An 18,562-nucleotide genomic window follows, 5' to 3' on the forward strand; every position below is an offset into this window, starting at 1 on the left:
TGAAAATGAAAACGCAAGTTGTCATCAATGCCAAAATTTATACAGGTACAGAAGTAGTGGAAAACGGATTTGTTCGTTACGCAGAAACAATTAAAGAAATTGGTTTGATGGCTCAATATGTATCACAAGAAAATGAAACTGTGTTAGATGCGGCAGGAAAGATTGTGATTCCAGGTATGATTGATGTTCATATTCATGGTGGATACGATATTGATGCGATGGATGCAAATAGCGATGGATTAGTAACTCTTGGTAAAGAAATGTTAAAAGAAGGAGTTACAACTTACTTTCCAACAACAATGACACAAGCTCCAGAAGCGATTGAAGCGGCGCTAAGTGCTGCGAAGGAAGCGAAAGATAAGGGAGCACATTTCGAATATATTCACTTAGAAGGACCATATGTTTCAAAAAAACGTGCGGGTGCACAACCACTTGAACATATTGTTCCTGCGAGTATCGAGCAATTTAAACAATGGCAAGCAGCAAGCGGAAATCTAATTAAATTAGTAACATATGCACCAGAAGAAGAAGGTGCGTTAGAGTTTGAGCAGTATCTTGCTGAAACAGGTGTTGTTGGCACAATGGGGCATACAGATGCGATTGATGCACAACTGAAAAATAGAAAAATTACACATGCAACACATTTATACAATCAAATGCGTGGATTACATCACCGTGAACCAGGAGTTGTTGGTCATGTGTTATTAAATCCAGATGTAATGGTTGAAGTAATTACAGATGGTATTCACATTCACCCTGATATGGTGAAATTAGCATATAAATTAAAAGGACCGAAAAAAGTAAGTGTCATTACAGATGCAATGCGTGCAAAAGGTCTTGAAGATGGATTATATGAGCTTGGCGGACAGCCAGTACATGTAAAAGATGGCAGTGCCCGATTAGAAGATGGAACGTTAGCTGGTAGTATTTTGAAAATGGATCAAGCTTTCCGAAATGTAATTGAATTTACAGGATGTTCAATCGAGGATGCAGTACTCATGACATCGGTTAACCAAGCAGAAGAGTTTGGATTAAATAATAAAGGTGCGTTAGCGGCAGGTAAAGATGCAGACTTTGTTGTTATGACTGAAGAATTACATGTATATGATACGGTTCGTTTAGGAATTCATATGAAGGAAGGGAAGTAATTAGATGAATATTCTTGTTGTAAAAACTCCAGAAGAATTAGCAGAAGCAGGTTTCAAGTTAATTGAAGAGGTTGTAAAATCAAAAGAAAATCCAACATTAGGAATGGCTACAGGAAGCTCTCCATTAGGTATTTATGCAGAAATGCGAAAAAATAAACTTGATACAAGTCATACAACCACTGTAAACTTAGATGAGTACGTAAATTTACCACACGAAGATAAAAACAGCTATCACTATTTCATGCAAGAACAGTTGTTTGATCATCTTCCATTTAAACAAACTTATGTACCAAACGGGATGGCAAGTGATTTAGAGGAAGAGTGCAAGCGTTACGAGAGCATTCTAGCTACTAACCCAGTTGACCTACAGATTCTTGGAATCGGTGAAAACGGTCACATCGGATTTAATGAGCCAGGAACACCATTTAATTCTCCAACTAACATTGTAGAATTAACAGAATCTACGCGCCAAGCAAACCTTCGCTTCTTTGAAAGAGAAGAAGATGTACCGACTCATGCGATTACAATGGGAATTGGAAGTATTATGAAAGCAAAACAAATTCTACTTGTTGCTATGGGATCTAAAAAGGCAGAAGCTGTTAAGGAATTATTGCAAGGAGAATATAGTGAGGCGTGTCCTGCTACAGTTTTACAACGTCATCCGAATGTAACCGTAATCGCAGATCCAGAAGCTCTATCTTTATGCAGTGAGGCGATTGCTGATGAACATCGACAAGTATTCACCATTTCCGATCTATTATCAGATTCAAGAGTGGGTGAAACAGCTAATTGAGGACGGCGAATGGAAGCCGGGAGATAAAATTCCATCTGAGAATGAACTTTGTGATAAGTTCGAAGTAAGTCGTATGACAATCAGACAGGCGATTAATAACTTAGTGGAACAAGGTTATTTATACCGGAAACGTGGGATTGGAACGTTCGTCCAACTTCCGAAAGTGGAGCAAAAGTTGCAAGGAATGACGGGATTTACAGAAGATATGATTTCTCGTGGTATGAAACCGAGCAGCCAGTTATTAAGTTTCCGCCTAGTTCCAGCTACTGCTAAAATAGCAGACCGGCTGAAAATACAAGAGGGGGAGTCGGTTTATGAAGTGAGGCGTACTCGCTTAGCTGATGACGAACCGATTGCATTTGAGACGACATATTTGTCGCCAACTCTTGTGAAAGATATTAACGAAGAAATATTGCAACAATCTTTATATGAACATTTAGAGAAAAAACTGGGCTTTAAGCTTGTTCGCGCTACTCAATCAATTGAAGCTTCAATTGCAACGGATAATGAAGCTGAACATCTGCATATTCCTAAAAAGGCGCCTGTACTTGTAATGCGTCAATGGTCATATTCAGAAGGTGAGTTACCGTTAGAGTATGTGAAATGTATTTATCGTGGTGACCGTTATAAGTTTATTACGAACATCGCACGTAACAAGTAATATATTTCAGTTTGTGAAGTACAGTGAGCTTTGATGTTTTCAACATGTAAAGAAATAAAAATACGACTCATCCTTATAAGGAGTGAGTCGTATTTTTATTATGAGCAATTACGTGGTTAACAGCATCTTTAACCGTATTTACTACATAGTGAGCGTGCTCTTTTACTGCGTCATCTGCTTGAGACATAGCAAAACTGTGAGGAGTTAAAGAGAACATTGGAATATCATTATAAGAATCCCCTATGCAAGCAATTTCCTCTGGTTGTATTTGAAATTCTTTTAATAAAATAGAAATAGCAGAACCTTTACTAATATTAGGTGGCATTACATCTAAACATTGTTCTGCTGAAATGAAGGTGCTAACTTTACCGTGAAATTTTTCATCAATTTTGTTCTGAAGGAGTTGTAAGCTTTCCTTCGTTCCACCGACAGAAATTTTATTTGGAAAAATTGTATCATCAATTTTCTGTAATAGATTAGGTTCTTCAACAGAAGTCATCGTTACTTGTTGTTCAAGTTCATGAATAAACGGTGTTTTTTCTTCAATGTAGTAGTTATGTTCATCACTTACATAACGGAAATAAGGGTCTTCATTTGTCATAGCTAACAAATCTGGAAGAATGCTGGAATCGAAAGTTGCAGATAATAGCTGCTTATTTTCATGTGTATATACAAAAACACCATTTACACTAATGCGATGGAAATTTGTATTAACTGCTCTCATTAAGTCTGCAATTTCATTATCAAGTCTTCCAGAAGCAAAACAAAGAATTACATTTTGTTCAGCTAAGCTGCGTAAAGCGATAACATCTTTTTCGTCGATAAAACCTCCGTGTTGCATCATCGTTCCATCAATATCACTTACAAACATTTTAATCATGTTGCAATCTCCTTTCTATGTACAGTTGCCCTTACATTATACGCATCATATACAAACATGTCTAAAAAATGAATTTTTATTAAATGGTAGATGTTTTATATTGACGAAAAAGAAGAATGTTCTGTAACATAAAAGCAGGCTATTTAAGTACGAGGGTGGTGTTATATGAGTAATTATCTAGAAATTAAAAAAGTTTTAAATAATAATGTCATCATTGCTAGCCATCCTGAACACGAGGAAGTAGTAGTGATCGGTAAAGGAATTGGATTTGGAAAAAAGGCTGAAGATGTGTTGGAGCAAGAACAAATTGAGAAAATGTTTGTTTTAAAAAATGAACGTGATCGAGAACAATACAAACTTTTAGTACCACATGTGAGTGAAAAGCTAATTGAATTGATGAATGATATTATGTTATATATTCAAGAAAAAGCGGAGTCTCCATTAAATGAACATATTCATATCGCTTTAACAGATCATATTTCTTTTGCAATTAAAAGGCTGAAACAAGGACTTACAATAGATAATCCTTTTTTAGTTGAAACGAAAATGCTATATCCAGAGGAATATAAAATTGCTGAAGGCGTTGTGCAACTTTTAAATTCTCGTTTGCAAATTACATTGCCAGAAGGGGAAGTTGGCTTTATCGCACTTCACATTTACAGCTCGCTTACAAACTCTGATTTATCTTCTGTTAATCAAAATTCTCGTCTTATTGCACAACTTGTGTCTTTAATTGAGACAAGCCTACAAATTACATTAGACCAAGAAAGCATTCATTATTTACGCCTTATTCGCCATTTACAATATGCTATTGAGCGGGTGAAAAAAGGAGAAAAAGTAGAAGAAGCACAGAGTTTTGCTGATTTATTAAAGTTGGAATATCCAGTTTGTTATAATTTGGCGTGGAAACTAGTCAAAGTAATGCAGAAAGAATTACAACTTCCTGTTTATGAAGCGGAGAGTATTTATTTAACGATGCATTTACAACGATTAGTGAAAGCAGAACATGTGTAAAAAGACATATATTTTTGTCTAAAATGAAAACGTTAAAAAAAATGATTGAATCGCTTACAATAGTTATGTATAATAACTATTGCAAAGTTATACAAAATTCGACAAACACATTAAGGTGAATAACGAAAACGTTTGCCTTAATTATAGTGAACTTATACGTAATCCTATTTTTGACACGTGTTACTGATTCGATCAGGCATGAGTGGAGAAAAGTTGGGAATGTAAGCTAAATAAAGGGACATACTACCCTTTGTATAGCTATCGTTCTATCTTTTTTTTCCTCATGCCTTTTTGGCGTTTGTCGAAAAGTATCAATATAGATAAGAGAGGAAGGGTTTCCATGTTTAAGAAGATCTTTGGTGTTCTTCAAAAAGTCGGAAAAGCGCTTATGCTTCCAGTAGCGATTTTACCGGCAGCAGGTATTTTACTTGGATTTGGTAATGCATTTCAAAATCCACAGCTAACAAATGTTATTCCTGCTTTAAAAGCAGATTGGTTCGTAATGGTTGCAAAAATTATGGAACAATCGGGTGATATTATTTTCGCTAACCTTGCATTATTATTCGCAGTTGGGGTAGCAATCGGTTTAGCTGGTGGAGACGGAGTAGCTGGTTTAGCAGCATTCGTCGGCTACTTAATTATGAACAAAACGATGAGTGTGTTCTTAGAAGTAGATAAGCTAGTGAAAGTAACAAGTTCTGGAACAGATCCAGTGAAAATTGGATTTGCAGATCCAGCATATGCAAACGTATTAGGAATTCCAACGCTACAAACAGGAGTATTTGGTGGTATTATCGTCGGGATAGTAGCTGCATATTGCTACAATAAATACTTCAATATTGAATTACCATCATACTTAGGTTTCTTTGCAGGTAAGCGTTTCGTACCGATCGCAACTGCAACATTCTCTTTAGTAGTAGGTATTATCATGTGCTTCGTTTGGCCATACATTCAAGGTGGCTTAAATACGTTCTCACATCAAATGATTGATGCAAATAGAACGTTAGCAGCATTTATATTCGGTTTAATCGAACGTTCATTAATTCCATTTGGATTACATCATATTTTCTATTCACCGTTCTGGTTCGAATTCGGTCAGTATACAAATGCAGCTGGCGAATTAATCCGTGGTGACCAAAAAATCTTTATGGCACAGTTAAAAGACGGCGTAGAATTAACAGCTGGTACATTTACAACTGGTAAGTATCCGTTCATGATGTTCGGTCTTCCAGCAGCAGCTTTAGCAATGTACCATGAAGCACGTCCAGAAAATAAAAAATTAGCAGCTGGTATTTTAGGGTCTGCTGCATTAACATCTTTCTTAACAGGTATTACAGAACCGCTTGAATTTTCATTCTTATTCGTAGCACCAGTATTATTCGGAATTCATGCAGTATTCGCTGGTCTATCATTTATGACAATGCAAATTTTAGGTGTTAAAATTGGTATGACATTCTCTGGTGGTTTAATTGACTTCATATTATTCGGTGTACTACCAGGTCGTACGGCATGGTGGTGGGTAATTATTGTTGGTCTTGTACTAGCAGTGATTTACTACTTCGGATTCCGTTTCGCAATCCGTAAATGGAACTTAAAAACACCTGGTCGTGAAGTAGCAAATGCTAATGACGGCGCAGGAAAAACAGAAGCAGGTGAACTTCCACGTGAAGTATTAGTAGCACTTGGTGGTAAAGAAAACATCGCTTCTTTAGATGCTTGTATTACTCGTTTACGTGTACAAGTTAACGAACAAAAGAATGTAAATAAAGACCGCTTAAAAGAGCTTGGAGCAGCTGGTGTACTTGAAGTTGGAAATAACATTCAAGCTATTTTCGGACCGAAATCTGACACATTAAAATCACAAATTCATGATATTATGTCAGGTCGTACACCTCATGTTGAAAAAGAAGAGCCTGTAAAAGTGGAAGAAACTCCTCAACAAGTTGATGAAAATGAAACAATCGTTTCACCAATTGAAGGGAAAATCTTACCGATTACAGAAGTACCTGACCAAGTATTTTCAGGGAAAATGATGGGAGATGGATTTGCGATTGAGCCAACAGAAGGAACAGTAGTTTCTCCAGTTAATGGTGAGATTGTAAATGTATTCCCTACAAAACATGCGATTGGTATTCAGTCTGAAGGTGGAAAAGAAATTTTAATCCACTTTGGTATTGATACTGTAAAATTAAATGGTGAAGGCTTTGAAGCGCTTGTAGCACAAGGTGATAAAGTGAAGCAAGGACAACCATTATTAAAAGTAGATCTTGCATTTGTAAAAGAAAATGCACCATCTATTATTACACCAATCGTCTTTACGAATTTACAACAAGGGCAACAAGTCGAATTGAAAAAAGATGGAAATGTTAAAAAGGGCGAAAACGCTATTATTGACATTCAATAGGAATTTGACGCAAAATGTTTATAATTATAATAGGCGATGTGGTTGACCGAACATCGCCTATTATATACAATAGATGATGTAGTACTCACGTCTATACAACTAAAAAAAACGTAATTTAAAGGAGATAAATTATCATGGAAAAAATCTTTAAAGTAACTAGCGATTCAGGAATTCATGCTCGTCCAGCAACTCTACTTGTAAACACTGCAAGCAAATTTGGTTCTGACATTAACTTAGAGTATAACGGAAAAAACGTTAACTTAAAATCAATCATGGGTGTTATGTCTTTAGGAATTCAACAAGGCGCGGAAATTAAGATCACTGCAAATGGTGATGATGCAGCTCAAGCACTAGCAGCTATCGAAGAAACTATGAAAAACGAAGGATTAGGAGAATAATGACTCTTAATATTCAAGGGATCGCTGCATCAAGTGGGATTGCTATTGCAAAGGCTTTCAGACTTGAGAATCCTGAATTTAACATTGAAAAGAAATCAATTACGAACGAAGCTGCAGAAATTGCACGCTTAGACGCTGCGCTTGAGAAAGCAAAATCTGAACTAGAAGCTATTAAGGACCACGCTTTTGCTGAGCTAGGTGCTGATAAAGCTGCTATCTTTGAAGCACATTTATTAGTATTAAATGATCCGGAATTAGTAAATCCAGTAAAAGATAAAGTAAATAGCGAAAAAGTAAATGCTGAATTTGCAATGGATGAAGTTGCATCAATGTTTATTTCTATGTTTGAAAACATGGATAACGAATACATGAAAGAACGTGCTGCGGATATTCGCGACGTAACAAAACGCGTTCTTGCACATTTACTAGGAATTAACTTCTCAAATCCTGGTACAATTTCTGAAGAAGTAATCATTATTGCTGAAGATTTAACACCATCTGATACAGCTCAGTTAAACCGTAAGTATGCAAAAGGTTTCACAACTGATATCGGTGGACGTACATCTCACTCTGCAATTATGGCTCGTTCTATGGAAATTCCAGCTGTTGTTGGTACGAAAGTTGTTATGGAGAAAATCCAAAACGGCGATATCGTAATCATTGACGGTTTAGATGGAGAAGTAATTGTAAATCCATCAGAAGAAACTCTTCGTTCGTTTGAAGAAAAGAAAGCGAAATTTGAAGAGCAAAAAGCTGTATGGGCAAAATTAAAAGACCAAGCTACTGTAACAAGCGATGGACATCACGTTGAGCTTGTTGCAAATATCGGAACACCAAATGATGTACAAGGTATTATCGATAATGGCGGAGAAGGCGTTGGTTTATACCGTACAGAATTCTTATACATGGGCCGTGACAATCTTCCAACAGAAGAAGAGCAGTTCGAAGCGTATAAAGCAGTTCTTGAAGGTGTAAAAGAAGGTCAACCTGTCGTTGTTCGTACACTTGACATCGGTGGAGATAAAGAGCTTCCATACTTACATTTACCAAAAGAAATGAACCCATTCTTAGGATACCGTGCAATTCGCTTATGTCTTGATGAGCAAGATGTGTTCCGTACACAACTTCGTGCATTACTTCGTGCTAGCGTATACGGTAACTTAAAAATTATGTTCCCAATGATTGCAACTCTTGATGAGTTCCGTCAAGCGAAAGCAATCTTATTAGAAGAGAAAGCGAAACTTGTAGAAGCGGGTACAACTGTTTCTGATTCTATTGAAGTGGGTATGATGGTTGAAATCCCAGCTTCAGCAGTATTAGCAGATCAATTCGCAAAAGAAGTTGACTTCTTCTCTATCGGAACAAATGACTTAATCCAATACACAATGGCTGCAGACCGTATGAACGAACAAGTAGCTTACTTATACCAACCGTATAACCCATCTATTTTACGTCTTGTAAAAATGGTTATCGATGCTGCTCACAAAGAGGGCAAATGGGCTGGTATGTGTGGTGAGATGGCGGGAGATTCGCTTGCTATCCCATTATTATTAGGATTAGGCTTAGATGAGTTCAGTATGAGTGCAACATCTATCCTTCCTGCAAGAACACAACTAAGCAAGTTGTCAAAAGCAGAAATGGAAACATTAGCAGAAAAAGCATTAACAATGTCAACTGCTGAAGAAGTTGTTGAATTAGTTAAAAGCATATAATAGTAAAAAAACCTGAGTCGATTTGAAATCGGTCTCAGGTTTTTTTTATGAGAAAAGTAAATCTTATTTTCTTACTATAGAGGATAAGGAACAGAATTAGATAGCGATTGCAACGATGTCAGTTGGGCATACACGTAAAATACCAGTAAAAGTATTGCGATTTTGATTGTTCTTATCGTCTTTATTGTTATTGTTATCTTTGTCGTTATTATTACGAGCTAAAGCAGAGAAAAGAGCAACGCCGTTAGCGAAACCTTCAAAAATTACATTGTTGAATGTTCCGTTACCTCTAATGCTTAAAAGAGAAAGCTCTGTTCCAACTGAAATGCTAGCAAGCACGTTACATACAGCTGTTTGTTGTGGTTTTACTTCTCTCTCTCTCTCTTTCTCGCGATGGTCGCGATGGTCACACTCTCTTTCACGATGATGACAGTCTCTAAAGTTATCACAGCATCCAAATGATCCAAACATAATCCTCATCACCCCCTTCACACTTATAATCTATGTAAGTTCGGCAGTCGGTGACTGGACAGATAATGGAAATTTTTCTAGGGGATTTTCTCATTTTAAATGACTAGATGGGTATTTAGTATGGAGTGATGTTTAAAATAGGGGAAATATCACAAAAAAATGTAAAGACCACCGAAATGAAATAAATTAGGCAGCCTTTACACTTTTTTACTTTTATATAAAACGATGATATATACAGGAAGAGCTAGGAGTAGTGGTGCAATGGATCGTGCAGTATGTTTTTCTGCTTCTGATTGGAATACTTCTTCTTTTGGGAATTGTAACACTGATATGTTTGCAGCATCGCCAATAAAATATAGCAGTAGTACAGTTACTATGTAACTTAAAAGTGCGATAAAGCTTCCGTATGAACTCAATGAAAATCCCTCTCTTGTTATCTATTTGTTATCATTGTATCACAATTGTAATAAAAATACACGGTTATCTTTCGATGGTTTAACAAATTTCGACACGAAACGCCATATTTATTTATGGAGATAGCATGAAAATTACGATTTCTCTATGTGTAGATGTCGAATAATACATTGTAATATTACGGATGTGTGACAGAATATAAAAAAACGAAGGTAATGAAATTACCTTCGTTTTTTATTATTTCGCCCATTCACTCACTTGTTCTACGCTCATGCGCGGTGCAGGGTGACCTTTTAAAGTGGATTCACCAATTGTAATAAGCATAATTGGTATGTAACGAGATGAAACATTGAATTCTTCCATTAATGCTTGTGGGTTGAAGCCACCAATAGCGCAAGTATCCCAACCAGTTGCTTTAGCTGCAAGCATAAGTTGCATTGCTGCTAAAGCAGCATTTGAAAAGGCAGCATCTCGTGGGTATTGCTCACGAGTATATGCAGATTCAATGTTTTTAGCTAAGCGCTCTTTTGCCTCTTCTTTCATAAATCCTTGTTCTACAATTGGACCGTAAACAGGTTCAACATTTTTATATGCTTCTAAATCACCTAAAATAGCGACTACGGCAGAAGCATCAAGAATTTGTTGTTGGTTATAAGCAATTGGATGTAATCGTTTTTGTACGTCTTCGCCTTGGAAAACAAGGAATTTCCAGTGTTGCAAGTTCCAAGCAGAAGGTGCTTGTGCAGCGGCTTTTAAAATTTCATGTAATTCTGTAGATGAAATTTCTTTTTCGGGGTTGAATGCACGTGTAGATGTGCGTTCATATAAAACGTTAAAAAAGTCATTGTTTGTCATTATATATCCTCCAAATTATATATCAACTTAATATAAAATAAATGTAATATATTCTACTTACATTTTGTAAGTTATTGAATTTAAGAATATAATAAAATTATTTTAATTGTCAAGTTTTAAGTAACGAGATGGGGCATTCATACAAACGATACAACTCTTATAATCATACACTAAAAAAGGAATTTCTAGAGTAGATAAGCGAAGATAACATTCTCAATTAGCTTGTTAATATGTATTCCTCACTAATCGGATTTTTTTGAGAACTATTTTTTATAAAATGATTGTGAGGAATTCAGTAGAACAAGATATATGAAGTGAGTGAAGACTAGTGATGAACATACTACATTTTTTATTAGAGAATACTGTTTTCCAAAATGTATTACAAGATCTTCAGTTGAATGTCCTTTATATAGAAGATGGATGTACACATCAACAAACGATAGAAAACGTCCATCCAAAATGTATGTTTATAGCGAATAGTTTTGAAGAAGGAGAAATGTTGTTTCATAGAACTAAACCGCATATTGTAATTATGTATGTAACAGATTTTGCTCAAATAAAATATATAAAGAATATATATAATTCACAGAGCACATTCATTATCATTTGGGATCAACAGATAAACAATGAGTTTGCAGATTTACTATTGTTAGGAATACGCAATATTGTTATAGCACCAGTAACCCCACAAGTAGTACTAGAGGAAGTGAATAAGAGTTTATATCAGCTTTCTTTAGTGCGACAAGTAAGTTTACAACAGGAATTGCTTCAAACGATGTTTGATTTTCAAAATGATTTATTATTTATAGTAGAAGATGATGAGATTGTTGATTGTAATACAAATTTTTTAGAGTTTTTCGGATATGATAATTTATTTACCTATCGTGAACAACATTTAGTATTTGCAGAACATCTTATAAGAGAGACCGGATATTATTCGACGACTCACGATGTAACATGGCTGGATGATACTTTATCAAATGGAAGAAGAATTAAGATGCACAATTATGAAGGGGAAGCCTCTACCTTTTTATTACGTGCGACACCATTACCAGAAGACTTATCACGATTTATAGTAAAATGCACAGAGATTACAGAATTAGATGAAATCTATCAAGAGCAAGAAAGACTGGCTATGATAGATTCATTGACAGAAATATATAATCGTTTGAAATTCCAACAAATATTGGAGACAGAGTGGGAGAATGTAATACGTAATGATGAAAAAATAGCACTTATTTTGTTTGATATAGATAATTTTAAATCAGTAAATGACACATATGGTCATGATTTTGGCGATTTAGCATTAGTACAACTTGCAGATCTTATGAAATCTAAAGTTGAACATCAACATATATTTGCAAGGTGGGGGGGAGAAGAATTTATAATATTAGTGACGGATACGGTAGAGAAAGAAGCGTTTCAAGTTGCGGAATCGTTACGATTTTTCATTGAAACAAAGCAGTTCTCTGGAATTTCGAAATTAACAGCGAGTTTTGGAGTTGCGTTATATGAGCAAGGAATTACTAAAGAGGAATTAATGCAAAGAGCGGATATTGCATTATATGAAGCAAAAAAAAATGGGAAAAATCAAGTATGTATATATAGAAAGGAAAAAATGTGATTTTTCGCAACAAATTGTTGCGATTTTTTTTTATTGCCTGATAATAGAATATGGGGGACCATTCTTCACGAAGTAATTATGGAGGAACAATATGAAAAAAAAAATAATAATTATGGCTTCACTGTCTGCTGTAGTTTGCGGCGGAGTATACTATTTTCTCTATAGTCCCGATCTAAAGGAACAAGCAGTATTAACAACAAAGGTAACTCCCGCTATTGAGTCAGAGGTACAGGATAATATAGAAGAAGTACAAAAAATTGATTATGCTAGTATATCTCAAAAGTTAGATCAATATTTAGTAGGAAAGCAATTTAATGGGACAGTTTTGGTGACAGATAAAGAACATGTTATATTGAATAAAGGATATGGATATGCTGATGTTCAAAATAAAGTAGAAAATACACCTCAAACAAAATATCGTATCGGTTCTATTACGAAAACAGTTGTTGCTACGTCCATTTTACAGTTACAAGAACAAGGGAAGTTAAATATCCAAGATAATGTAAATAAATACATTCCTTCATTTCCAGCAGATAAAAATATCACGTTATATCATTTATTAACACATACCTCTGGTTTACCGGAAAATGGGAAAGGAAAGGTCAATGTAGCTTCACGTATAAATTTAGTAACTTGGATTGGAAGTCAAAAATTAGAGTTTCCACCAGGAACAGGTTGGAAGTATACGGATTATAATTATATGGTGCTCGCTTATATTATAGAAAATATAACGAAAAAGCCTTTAGGAGACTATATAAAAGAAAATATATTTACAAAGGCCGAGATGCATGAATCAGGTATGGGAAATATGGTGCCTGGAGATAAAACCTTCACGAAGGGTTATGTGAAGAAAGATCAAGAGCTTGTGCCAGCACAAAAATTAGGGATGGACTGGTTATATGGAACGGGTGAGATGTATACGACAGTAGGGGATATGAAAAAATTAGATGAAGCGATTATAAATGGAAAGCTTCTTTCTGAACAAAGTATACAAGCGATGTTTACACCTTCACAAGAAAGAAAATATGCATTTAGCTTTTACATATATCCAGATTATTTCCATAACCATGGTGTACTATCTGGTTGGAATACGTTTAATAATTTCAATAAAGAAAAAGGCACGTTTGTTATTTTATTCTCAAATGTGAAGAATAGTTTGGATGATGATTTTAATAAGGAATTTCGAAAGATGGTAAATGATTTATTAGAACAAAGGGGATGAGAAGATGGAAAATAAAAATTTATCAATAGGTTTCATTGGTATTGGTGTGATGGGAAAAAGTATGGTTAACCATTTAATGCAAAGTGGTTATAAAGTATATGTGTATAATAGGACGAAAGAAAAAGCAGATTCTTTAGTGCAAGATGGTGCAACTTGGTGTCATACACCGAAAGAGTTAGTGAAGCAAGTTGATGTTGTAATGACTATGGTTGGATATCCACATGATGTAGAAGAAGTGTACTTTGGGATAGATGGAATTTTGGAGAATGCAAATGAAGACACGATAGCAATTGATTTTACGACATCTACACCAACATTGGCAAAACGTATTAATGAAGCTGGAAAAAGTAAGAGTGTATATACGCTAGATGCGCCTGTATCTGGAGGAGACGTTGGTGCGAAAGAAGCAAGACTCGCAATTATGGTCGGTGGCGAGAAAGAAATATATGAAAAATGTTTACCGTTATTTGAAAAGCTAGGAACAAATATTCAGTTGCAAGGACCAGCTGGAAGTGGACAACATACAAAAATGTGCAATCAAATTGCGATTGCTTCTAATATGATTGGAGTATGTGAGGCTGTTGCTTATGCGAAAAAAGCTGGACTTAATGCAGATAAAGTATTAGAGAGTATTTCAACGGGGGCAGCAGGTAGCTGGTCATTGAGTAATTTAGCACCTCGAATGTTAAAGGGAGATTTTGAACCAGGGTTTTATGTAAAGCATTTTATGAAAGATATGAAGATTGCTTTAGATGAAGCTGAAAAACTACAATTACCAGTACCGGGTTTAACCTTAGCGAAGGAATTGTATGAAGAACTAATCGCAGATGGAGAAGAGAATAGCGGAACACAAGTATTATACAAAAATTATATAAGGGGGTAAATGAGATGGATCTCCAAAAGTTTGATGAGATGATTGATGCTGTGCAGCAATCAACTTGTGTACAGATTAATGATAAGCAAAAAGAAGCATTTAAACAAAAATACGATTTTGAGCCAAGTTTCGAATATGGACGAGATGAGAAAGGGCATTATGTTATACGAACTTCGAAAAAGATGTTAGAGGAAATGGAATTTTATTTGGCATTGAAATATGATCGAGATGGAATTGCCCTTTATATGCATGCTGAGATTGAAGGGACATGTCACGTATCCGTTAGCTATAGTGAAGATGCACTTCATTTGCAAGAATTGTTTCAATTTCTAGAAGAAAATAAATAAAAAGTCCTCATTTGAGGACTTTTTATTTATTTAGGCAGGCATAATATTTAAGTTGGATAATTTATAGGCTGGAAGCGCGGCGGCATCGTTCAATTGGGAATGGAATAACTTGTGCAGTGTGATTAGGACCAAACTGTTTCGCGCGAGCATGGCGTACTATATAAAATGCGCACAGAATAGCAACAGGAATAGCACCGTACAAACCGAAAAATAAAGCGCTTACACAGGATGCGACAAAACCTAAAACACCAACTTCTAATTCTTCCATAATAGCTCCTAAAATGACAGGAATAGCTCCACATGAAACTCCTAGTATAAGTGCGATAAGTAAACTCATGATTATCCCCCTCTGCTTGCAATATTCTTTTCCTTCTTATTACTTGTAGTATATCATACGTAAAACAGAATTTTCAGAAAAAATTCAAAAAAAGTTCAATGAATGTTCAAAAAGTGTTCCGAAATGTACTTGAAAAAGTGGAAGTGTGATTTGAGATATTTGATTTGAACAAACGAAAGGGACAAATTATTTTAGTGAATAAAAAATCAGGCTTACTTCAATGTTATGAAATAAGCCTGTTCCATAGGAGGATGTATATATATATGTAGAGTGAATAAAAGATTGGAAAAGGGGTTCCAATCTTTTATTCAACTAGCTACCTTAATAAATTGGAACCCAACCTTCTGTTGTAACAAAAATACGAATAGCTACAACTTGGCGATCATCTTGTAAGGTAAAATAATGTCTTGCATTTTCAGGTACAGATATAAGATCACCAGGCTCAAGTTCAACGTCAAAGAATCGACCATCTTTTCCTTCAATAGCGAAGATGCCATGACCGCTGACAATAAAGCGAACTTCATCGTCAGTATGATGGTGTTCTTTTTGGAAATTAATTAATAACTCGTCAAGGTTAGGTGTGCTACTAGAAAGTGAAATCACATCATATGCTTTATAACCTCGGCGTTCTGAAACATCAGCAATTTCTTTTGAAAACACCGTTAATATTTCAGCTTTGTTTTCATCTGTTAAGGAGTAATTTTCTTTTAAATGAGTAGGAAGTTTAGAAATATTCCATTTCTCATATAAAACATCTTCTCCTTGTAGAAAGTTTGATACCTCTACTTCACTTTCAATACGAGTATTTTCCTCATGAATACGAATTTGCGCCATTAGAAACGCCTCCTTGAATTGATAATAGTTTTATATGAAATTGGAATAAAAACTCATAAGCTTCTAATCTTTTCTTTGCATCAAAGCTATCTCGGCCCCATACGGTAATACCATGGTTACGGATTAATACTGCTCCTGAATCTCCCTGTATATGCTTTCGGAAGTTTTCTCCAAGCGTTGGGATATGGGCATGGTTTTCGATAATAGGAATGTGAATTGTTGCACCTTCTTCCCAAATATCGAGAGCTTTAATAATTTCTTGATTTTGAAGGGTGACTGCATCACTATATAAATTTGTGATGACATTATTATCAGTTGTATGAACATGAAGTACGCACCCGGCATTCGTATTGTTATAAATATGTGTATGCAATATTGTTTCTGCTGAAGGTCTTAATTCAGTCTCTAATACGGGAACCCCTAGATGATCTACTAAGAGAAAATCATCTGGAGTAGTTTTTGTTTTATCTTTACCGCTTGCTGTAATAAGAAAAGTAAGTGGCTCATGACTAACCTTTATAGAAATATTACCACTCGTTGCTGGAAACCAATTTCGTGTTGTTAATTCTTTTTTAATCTCGCTTAAGTCATACCATTGACGAAAAAGTTGTTTCATGATTTCACCTCCAACAAATGTTTTAATTGGGTTTGAACATCTTGAAATGTTTCAAACGGTGTATAATCAATATGATTCTCTTCACATTTTGTAATAAGAAAGTCGCGGGCAAATACTTTATCCGCCTGTTTCGCAGCTTGTAAATCAGTAATTGAATCTCCAATCACAATATGAAAATCATTTGTACCACTTAATTTACGGATTAAAGATGATTTACATAATCCGCAATGATTTTGACAATGATGATCACAAGGATGAGGCCACTTAACGGTAATGTATTCACTTGAAAAGTCTGTTTCATTACAGTAAATTTGCTCTTTTGGAATGATTCCTTGTAAGAGTGGATAGACGAAGAAATCCATTCCACCTGATATAACGTAAAAAGAAATGTTATTTTTATTTACAAATTGTATAAATTCATGAAAACCACTACGGATTTCAGCAGTTTCTATTAAAAATTGAATCATATCATCGTGCAAATTAGTAGGTATTAATTGAAATAATTGAGAAACACCTTCTTGAATAGATAGCTCTTGTGATAAAATTCTATTCTTTACATCTTCAGCTTCTGGTGGTGCGAATTTTTCCATAATGGACATAATGTTATCATTATTTGTAATCGTGCCATCGAAATCACAAAATACTTGAATACTCATAATTTCACCCCAAGAGAAGGATTTCCCCATATTTGTAGTGCACTATGCAAATTTATGTCCTCTACTTCATGGAGTGGTTTATTTTGCAAAGTAGCATCAATTGCAGTACGGAAAGCTTTACCGCCACCCTGCGCTCCATTCGGATGTCCATGTATCCCACCGCCAGCATTAATAACAACATCTTTACCGAAATCGCGTAGAATAAAGGGAACGAAACCAGGGTGAATACCAGCAGACGGAACAGAAAAACTCTTCTTGAAAAGTGCATCGTCTTCAGTTAAATGTTTTGAGATGGCAAGAGCCTCCTCTTTTTCTAACGCAACACTTCCATATGGAGATGGGAATAATGAAAAGTCAGCCCCAGCATAACGTAGTAGTTTTCCGAGTAATAATGGAGATGAAACTCCATATAACTTGGATGCTGAGTAAGCACCACTTACAGCAGGGTGTGCCATAATAGGAATTGGAATTTCATCGTCTTCTACAAGTGCTTGCAGTACATCTAGTCCGTAAGCAAATACGTTAAATAATAGAATATCAGCCCCAGCTTGCACTGCACGTTTCGCATTTTCTTTTAAATCAAAAGTTCGTCCTGTTAAATTTACTGCATATAACGTTTTATGTCCGTAAGTTTCGTATACAGATTGTAAAACTTCTTTCCCAGATTCAATTCTTTTTGTAAGTGGTGTTAATGAGTTTTCGAATAAAATTTCATCATCTTTTACAATATCTACGCCTCCAATTGCCTGATCGCGTAGTTGAGCTTTTAAATATCCAATATTCCGTCCTATCATCCCTTTGAAAATACTCATTAGAAGAGGGCGATCTTGAACTTGTAAAAGGTTTCGGATGCCTTCAATTCCAAATTTTGGTCCAGGAAACTGTTTCTTTAATTCGTCTGAGAATGTTAAATCAATGAGTTTAATTTCTCCATCTAACGAAAGTTTTCCAAATGTTGTTGTCAAAATGGCTGGTAAGTCGGGGCTAAAGTTCAGCGATGGATAATGAATTTTAATGAGTCCACGTGATACTTTTTTGCCAAGGTAAGAGTTAGTGTGTTCTTGTTCGTCTAACGCTTCAATATGAATGACATTGCCTTTATGTTGTTTTAATTGTTCTTGCAATAAGTGTGGCAAATGAGTCCAAGAGCCAATTGTTAAACCGAGTGCAATTTGCTCAGCTTTTTTTTCTAAGTTATGTGAATCATCATGGATTAAATATGTCGCTATAATTCCGCTCATTGTTATAACCTCCTAGTTAAATAAAAAAACCTCTCAGCTAAGGAGAGGTTTTTTTACAACC

The 18,562-nt window shown here is 35.4% G+C and carries 20 protein-coding genes; 11 read left to right on the forward strand and 9 right to left on the reverse strand.

Features of this window, described 5'->3' with window-relative positions:
• Positions 1-5: 5 nt before the first annotated feature.
• Genes nagA through phnF form a run of 3 tightly spaced genes read left to right on the forward strand, consistent with a single transcriptional unit; the run spans position 6 to position 2,602 of the window.
• Positions 6-1,148, forward strand: a complete 1,143-nt coding sequence (gene nagA, locus Q3V31_RS06885; RefSeq protein ID WP_016130215.1) for an N-acetylglucosamine-6-phosphate deacetylase — start codon at positions 6-8, stop codon at positions 1,146-1,148.
• Positions 1,149-1,152: 4 nt separating this feature from the next.
• Positions 1,153-1,941, forward strand: coding sequence for a glucosamine-6-phosphate deaminase (nagB, locus tag Q3V31_RS06890; protein ID WP_001024198.1), 789 nt, complete (start codon positions 1,153-1,155; stop codon positions 1,939-1,941).
• The gene (phnF, locus tag Q3V31_RS06895; protein ID WP_071733495.1) at positions 1,871-2,602 is read left to right on the forward strand and encodes a phosphonate metabolism transcriptional regulator PhnF; all 732 of its coding nucleotides are present in this window, start codon (positions 1,871-1,873) and stop codon (positions 2,600-2,602) included. Before nagB ends, phnF begins: the two co-directional genes overlap by 71 nt.
• 73 nt (positions 2,603-2,675) lie before the next feature.
• Here phnF and Q3V31_RS06900 read toward each other — a convergent pair whose 3' ends face one another.
• On the reverse strand, positions 2,676-3,482 hold the full coding sequence (locus Q3V31_RS06900; protein ID WP_000594218.1) for a Cof-type HAD-IIB family hydrolase: 807 nt from the start codon (positions 3,480-3,482) through the stop codon (positions 2,676-2,678).
• Positions 3,483-3,647: 165 nt separating this feature from the next.
• On the opposite strand from Q3V31_RS06900, the gene glcT reads away from it, so the two are divergent.
• The 4 genes from glcT (at position 3,648) to ptsP (ending at position 9,010) form a co-directional block, all read left to right on the forward strand.
• Positions 3,648-4,496, forward strand: a complete 849-nt coding sequence (glcT, locus tag Q3V31_RS06905) for a glucose PTS transporter transcription antiterminator GlcT (protein ID WP_000073853.1) — start codon at positions 3,648-3,650, stop codon at positions 4,494-4,496.
• Between the two features lie 340 nt (positions 4,497-4,836).
• On the forward strand, positions 4,837-6,900 hold the full coding sequence (gene ptsG, locus Q3V31_RS06910) for a PTS glucose transporter subunit IIABC (RefSeq protein WP_000473209.1): 2,064 nt from the start codon (positions 4,837-4,839) through the stop codon (positions 6,898-6,900).
• 134 nt (positions 6,901-7,034) lie between these two features.
• A complete protein-coding gene (gene ptsH / locus Q3V31_RS06915; RefSeq protein ID WP_000411079.1) occupies positions 7,035-7,298 on the forward strand; it encodes a phosphocarrier protein HPr in 264 nt (87 codons plus the stop codon).
• The gene (gene ptsP / locus Q3V31_RS06920) at positions 7,298-9,010 is read left to right on the forward strand and encodes a phosphoenolpyruvate--protein phosphotransferase (RefSeq protein ID WP_000174203.1); all 1,713 of its coding nucleotides are present in this window, start codon (positions 7,298-7,300) and stop codon (positions 9,008-9,010) included. The genes ptsH and ptsP overlap by 1 nt, the downstream gene beginning before the upstream one ends.
• 96 nt (positions 9,011-9,106) lie before the next feature.
• Here ptsP and Q3V31_RS06925 read toward each other — a convergent pair whose 3' ends face one another.
• From Q3V31_RS06925 to Q3V31_RS06935, 3 genes are all read right to left on the reverse strand, one after another.
• Positions 9,107-9,481, reverse strand: a complete 375-nt coding sequence (locus Q3V31_RS06925) for a DUF3915 domain-containing protein (RefSeq protein WP_016130214.1) — start codon at positions 9,479-9,481, stop codon at positions 9,107-9,109.
• A gap of 197 nt (positions 9,482-9,678) precedes the next feature.
• Entirely contained in the window at positions 9,679-9,897 is a 219-nt protein-coding gene (locus tag Q3V31_RS06930; RefSeq protein ID WP_000100491.1) for a hypothetical protein, read from the reverse strand.
• A 235-nt stretch (positions 9,898-10,132) separates the two neighbouring features.
• The gene (locus Q3V31_RS06935) at positions 10,133-10,750 is read right to left on the reverse strand and encodes a nitroreductase family protein (protein WP_000183653.1); all 618 of its coding nucleotides are present in this window, start codon (positions 10,748-10,750) and stop codon (positions 10,133-10,135) included.
• A gap of 331 nt (positions 10,751-11,081) precedes the next feature.
• Between Q3V31_RS06935 and Q3V31_RS06940 the strand changes: the two genes are divergently transcribed.
• From Q3V31_RS06940 to Q3V31_RS06955, 4 genes are all read left to right on the forward strand, one after another.
• On the forward strand, positions 11,082-12,374 hold the full coding sequence (locus Q3V31_RS06940) for a GGDEF domain-containing protein (RefSeq protein ID WP_001023179.1): 1,293 nt from the start codon (positions 11,082-11,084) through the stop codon (positions 12,372-12,374).
• 91 nt (positions 12,375-12,465) lie between these two features.
• Positions 12,466-13,596: a serine hydrolase domain-containing protein gene (locus Q3V31_RS06945; RefSeq protein ID WP_016130213.1), complete on the forward strand. Its 1,131-nt coding sequence runs from the start codon at positions 12,466-12,468 to the stop codon at positions 13,594-13,596.
• A 4-nt stretch (positions 13,597-13,600) separates the two neighbouring features.
• Positions 13,601-14,479, forward strand: a complete 879-nt coding sequence (locus Q3V31_RS06950; protein ID WP_000428551.1) for an NAD(P)-dependent oxidoreductase — start codon at positions 13,601-13,603, stop codon at positions 14,477-14,479.
• Positions 14,480-14,484: 5 nt separating this feature from the next.
• Positions 14,485-14,817: a DUF3909 family protein gene (locus Q3V31_RS06955; protein ID WP_000365603.1), complete on the forward strand. Its 333-nt coding sequence runs from the start codon at positions 14,485-14,487 to the stop codon at positions 14,815-14,817.
• A 61-nt stretch (positions 14,818-14,878) separates the two neighbouring features.
• On the opposite strand, the gene Q3V31_RS06960 is transcribed toward Q3V31_RS06955, so the two are convergent.
• The 5 genes from Q3V31_RS06960 to mtnW form a co-directional block, all read right to left on the reverse strand.
• Positions 14,879-15,154 carry a hypothetical protein gene (locus Q3V31_RS06960; protein WP_000054656.1) on the reverse strand — a complete coding sequence of 92 codons (276 nt, stop codon included), beginning with the start codon at positions 15,152-15,154 and terminating at the stop codon, positions 14,879-14,881.
• 321 nt (positions 15,155-15,475) lie between these two features.
• Positions 15,476-15,988: a 1,2-dihydroxy-3-keto-5-methylthiopentene dioxygenase gene (locus Q3V31_RS06965; protein WP_000057299.1), complete on the reverse strand. Its 513-nt coding sequence runs from the start codon at positions 15,986-15,988 to the stop codon at positions 15,476-15,478.
• The gene (locus Q3V31_RS06970; protein WP_000811328.1) at positions 15,966-16,604 is read right to left on the reverse strand and encodes a methylthioribulose 1-phosphate dehydratase; all 639 of its coding nucleotides are present in this window, start codon (positions 16,602-16,604) and stop codon (positions 15,966-15,968) included. Before Q3V31_RS06970 ends, Q3V31_RS06965 begins: the two co-directional genes overlap by 23 nt.
• The gene (locus Q3V31_RS06975) at positions 16,601-17,260 is read right to left on the reverse strand and encodes a 2-hydroxy-3-keto-5-methylthiopentenyl-1-phosphate phosphatase (protein ID WP_000027449.1); all 660 of its coding nucleotides are present in this window, start codon (positions 17,258-17,260) and stop codon (positions 16,601-16,603) included. Before Q3V31_RS06975 ends, Q3V31_RS06970 begins: the two co-directional genes overlap by 4 nt.
• The gene (gene mtnW / locus Q3V31_RS06980; protein ID WP_000014174.1) at positions 17,257-18,501 is read right to left on the reverse strand and encodes a 2,3-diketo-5-methylthiopentyl-1-phosphate enolase; all 1,245 of its coding nucleotides are present in this window, start codon (positions 18,499-18,501) and stop codon (positions 17,257-17,259) included. Before mtnW ends, Q3V31_RS06975 begins: the two co-directional genes overlap by 4 nt.
• Positions 18,502-18,562 lie beyond the last annotated feature (61 nt).

It is taken from the genome of Bacillus nitratireducens (assembly GCF_036320425.1).
Classification (GTDB): Bacteria; Bacillota; Bacilli; order Bacillales; family Bacillaceae_G; genus Bacillus_A; species Bacillus_A nitratireducens.

Coding starts and splice junctions, on each gene's coding strand:
- nagA (WP_016130215.1), top strand. CDS start 6: ATGAAAACGCAAGTTGTCATCAATGCCAAAATTTATACAGGTACAGAA.
- nagB (WP_001024198.1), top strand. CDS start 1,153: ATGAATATTCTTGTTGTAAAAACTCCAGAAGAATTAGCAGAAGCAGGT.
- phnF (WP_071733495.1), top strand. CDS start 1,871: ATGAACATCGACAAGTATTCACCATTTCCGATCTATTATCAGATTCAA.
- Q3V31_RS06900 (WP_000594218.1), bottom strand. CDS start 3,482: ATGATTAAAATGTTTGTAAGTGATATTGATGGAACGATGATGCAACAC.
- glcT (WP_000073853.1), top strand. CDS start 3,648: ATGAGTAATTATCTAGAAATTAAAAAAGTTTTAAATAATAATGTCATC.
- ptsG (WP_000473209.1), top strand. CDS start 4,837: ATGTTTAAGAAGATCTTTGGTGTTCTTCAAAAAGTCGGAAAAGCGCTT.
- ptsH (WP_000411079.1), top strand. CDS start 7,035: ATGGAAAAAATCTTTAAAGTAACTAGCGATTCAGGAATTCATGCTCGT.
- ptsP (WP_000174203.1), top strand. CDS start 7,298: ATGACTCTTAATATTCAAGGGATCGCTGCATCAAGTGGGATTGCTATT.
- Q3V31_RS06925 (WP_016130214.1), bottom strand. CDS start 9,481: ATGTTTGGATCATTTGGATGCTGTGATAACTTTAGAGACTGTCATCAT.
- Q3V31_RS06935 (WP_000183653.1), bottom strand. CDS start 10,750: ATGACAAACAATGACTTTTTTAACGTTTTATATGAACGCACATCTACA.
- Q3V31_RS06940 (WP_001023179.1), top strand. CDS start 11,082: ATGAACATACTACATTTTTTATTAGAGAATACTGTTTTCCAAAATGTA.
- Q3V31_RS06945 (WP_016130213.1), top strand. CDS start 12,466: ATGAAAAAAAAAATAATAATTATGGCTTCACTGTCTGCTGTAGTTTGC.
- Q3V31_RS06950 (WP_000428551.1), top strand. CDS start 13,601: ATGGAAAATAAAAATTTATCAATAGGTTTCATTGGTATTGGTGTGATG.
- Q3V31_RS06955 (WP_000365603.1), top strand. CDS start 14,485: ATGGATCTCCAAAAGTTTGATGAGATGATTGATGCTGTGCAGCAATCA.
- Q3V31_RS06960 (WP_000054656.1), bottom strand. CDS start 15,154: ATGAGTTTACTTATCGCACTTATACTAGGAGTTTCATGTGGAGCTATT.
- Q3V31_RS06965 (WP_000057299.1), bottom strand. CDS start 15,988: ATGGCGCAAATTCGTATTCATGAGGAAAATACTCGTATTGAAAGTGAA.
- Q3V31_RS06970 (WP_000811328.1), bottom strand. CDS start 16,604: ATGAAACAACTTTTTCGTCAATGGTATGACTTAAGCGAGATTAAAAAA.
- Q3V31_RS06975 (WP_000027449.1), bottom strand. CDS start 17,260: ATGAGTATTCAAGTATTTTGTGATTTCGATGGCACGATTACAAATAAT.
- mtnW (WP_000014174.1), bottom strand. CDS start 18,501: ATGAGCGGAATTATAGCGACATATTTAATCCATGATGATTCACATAAC.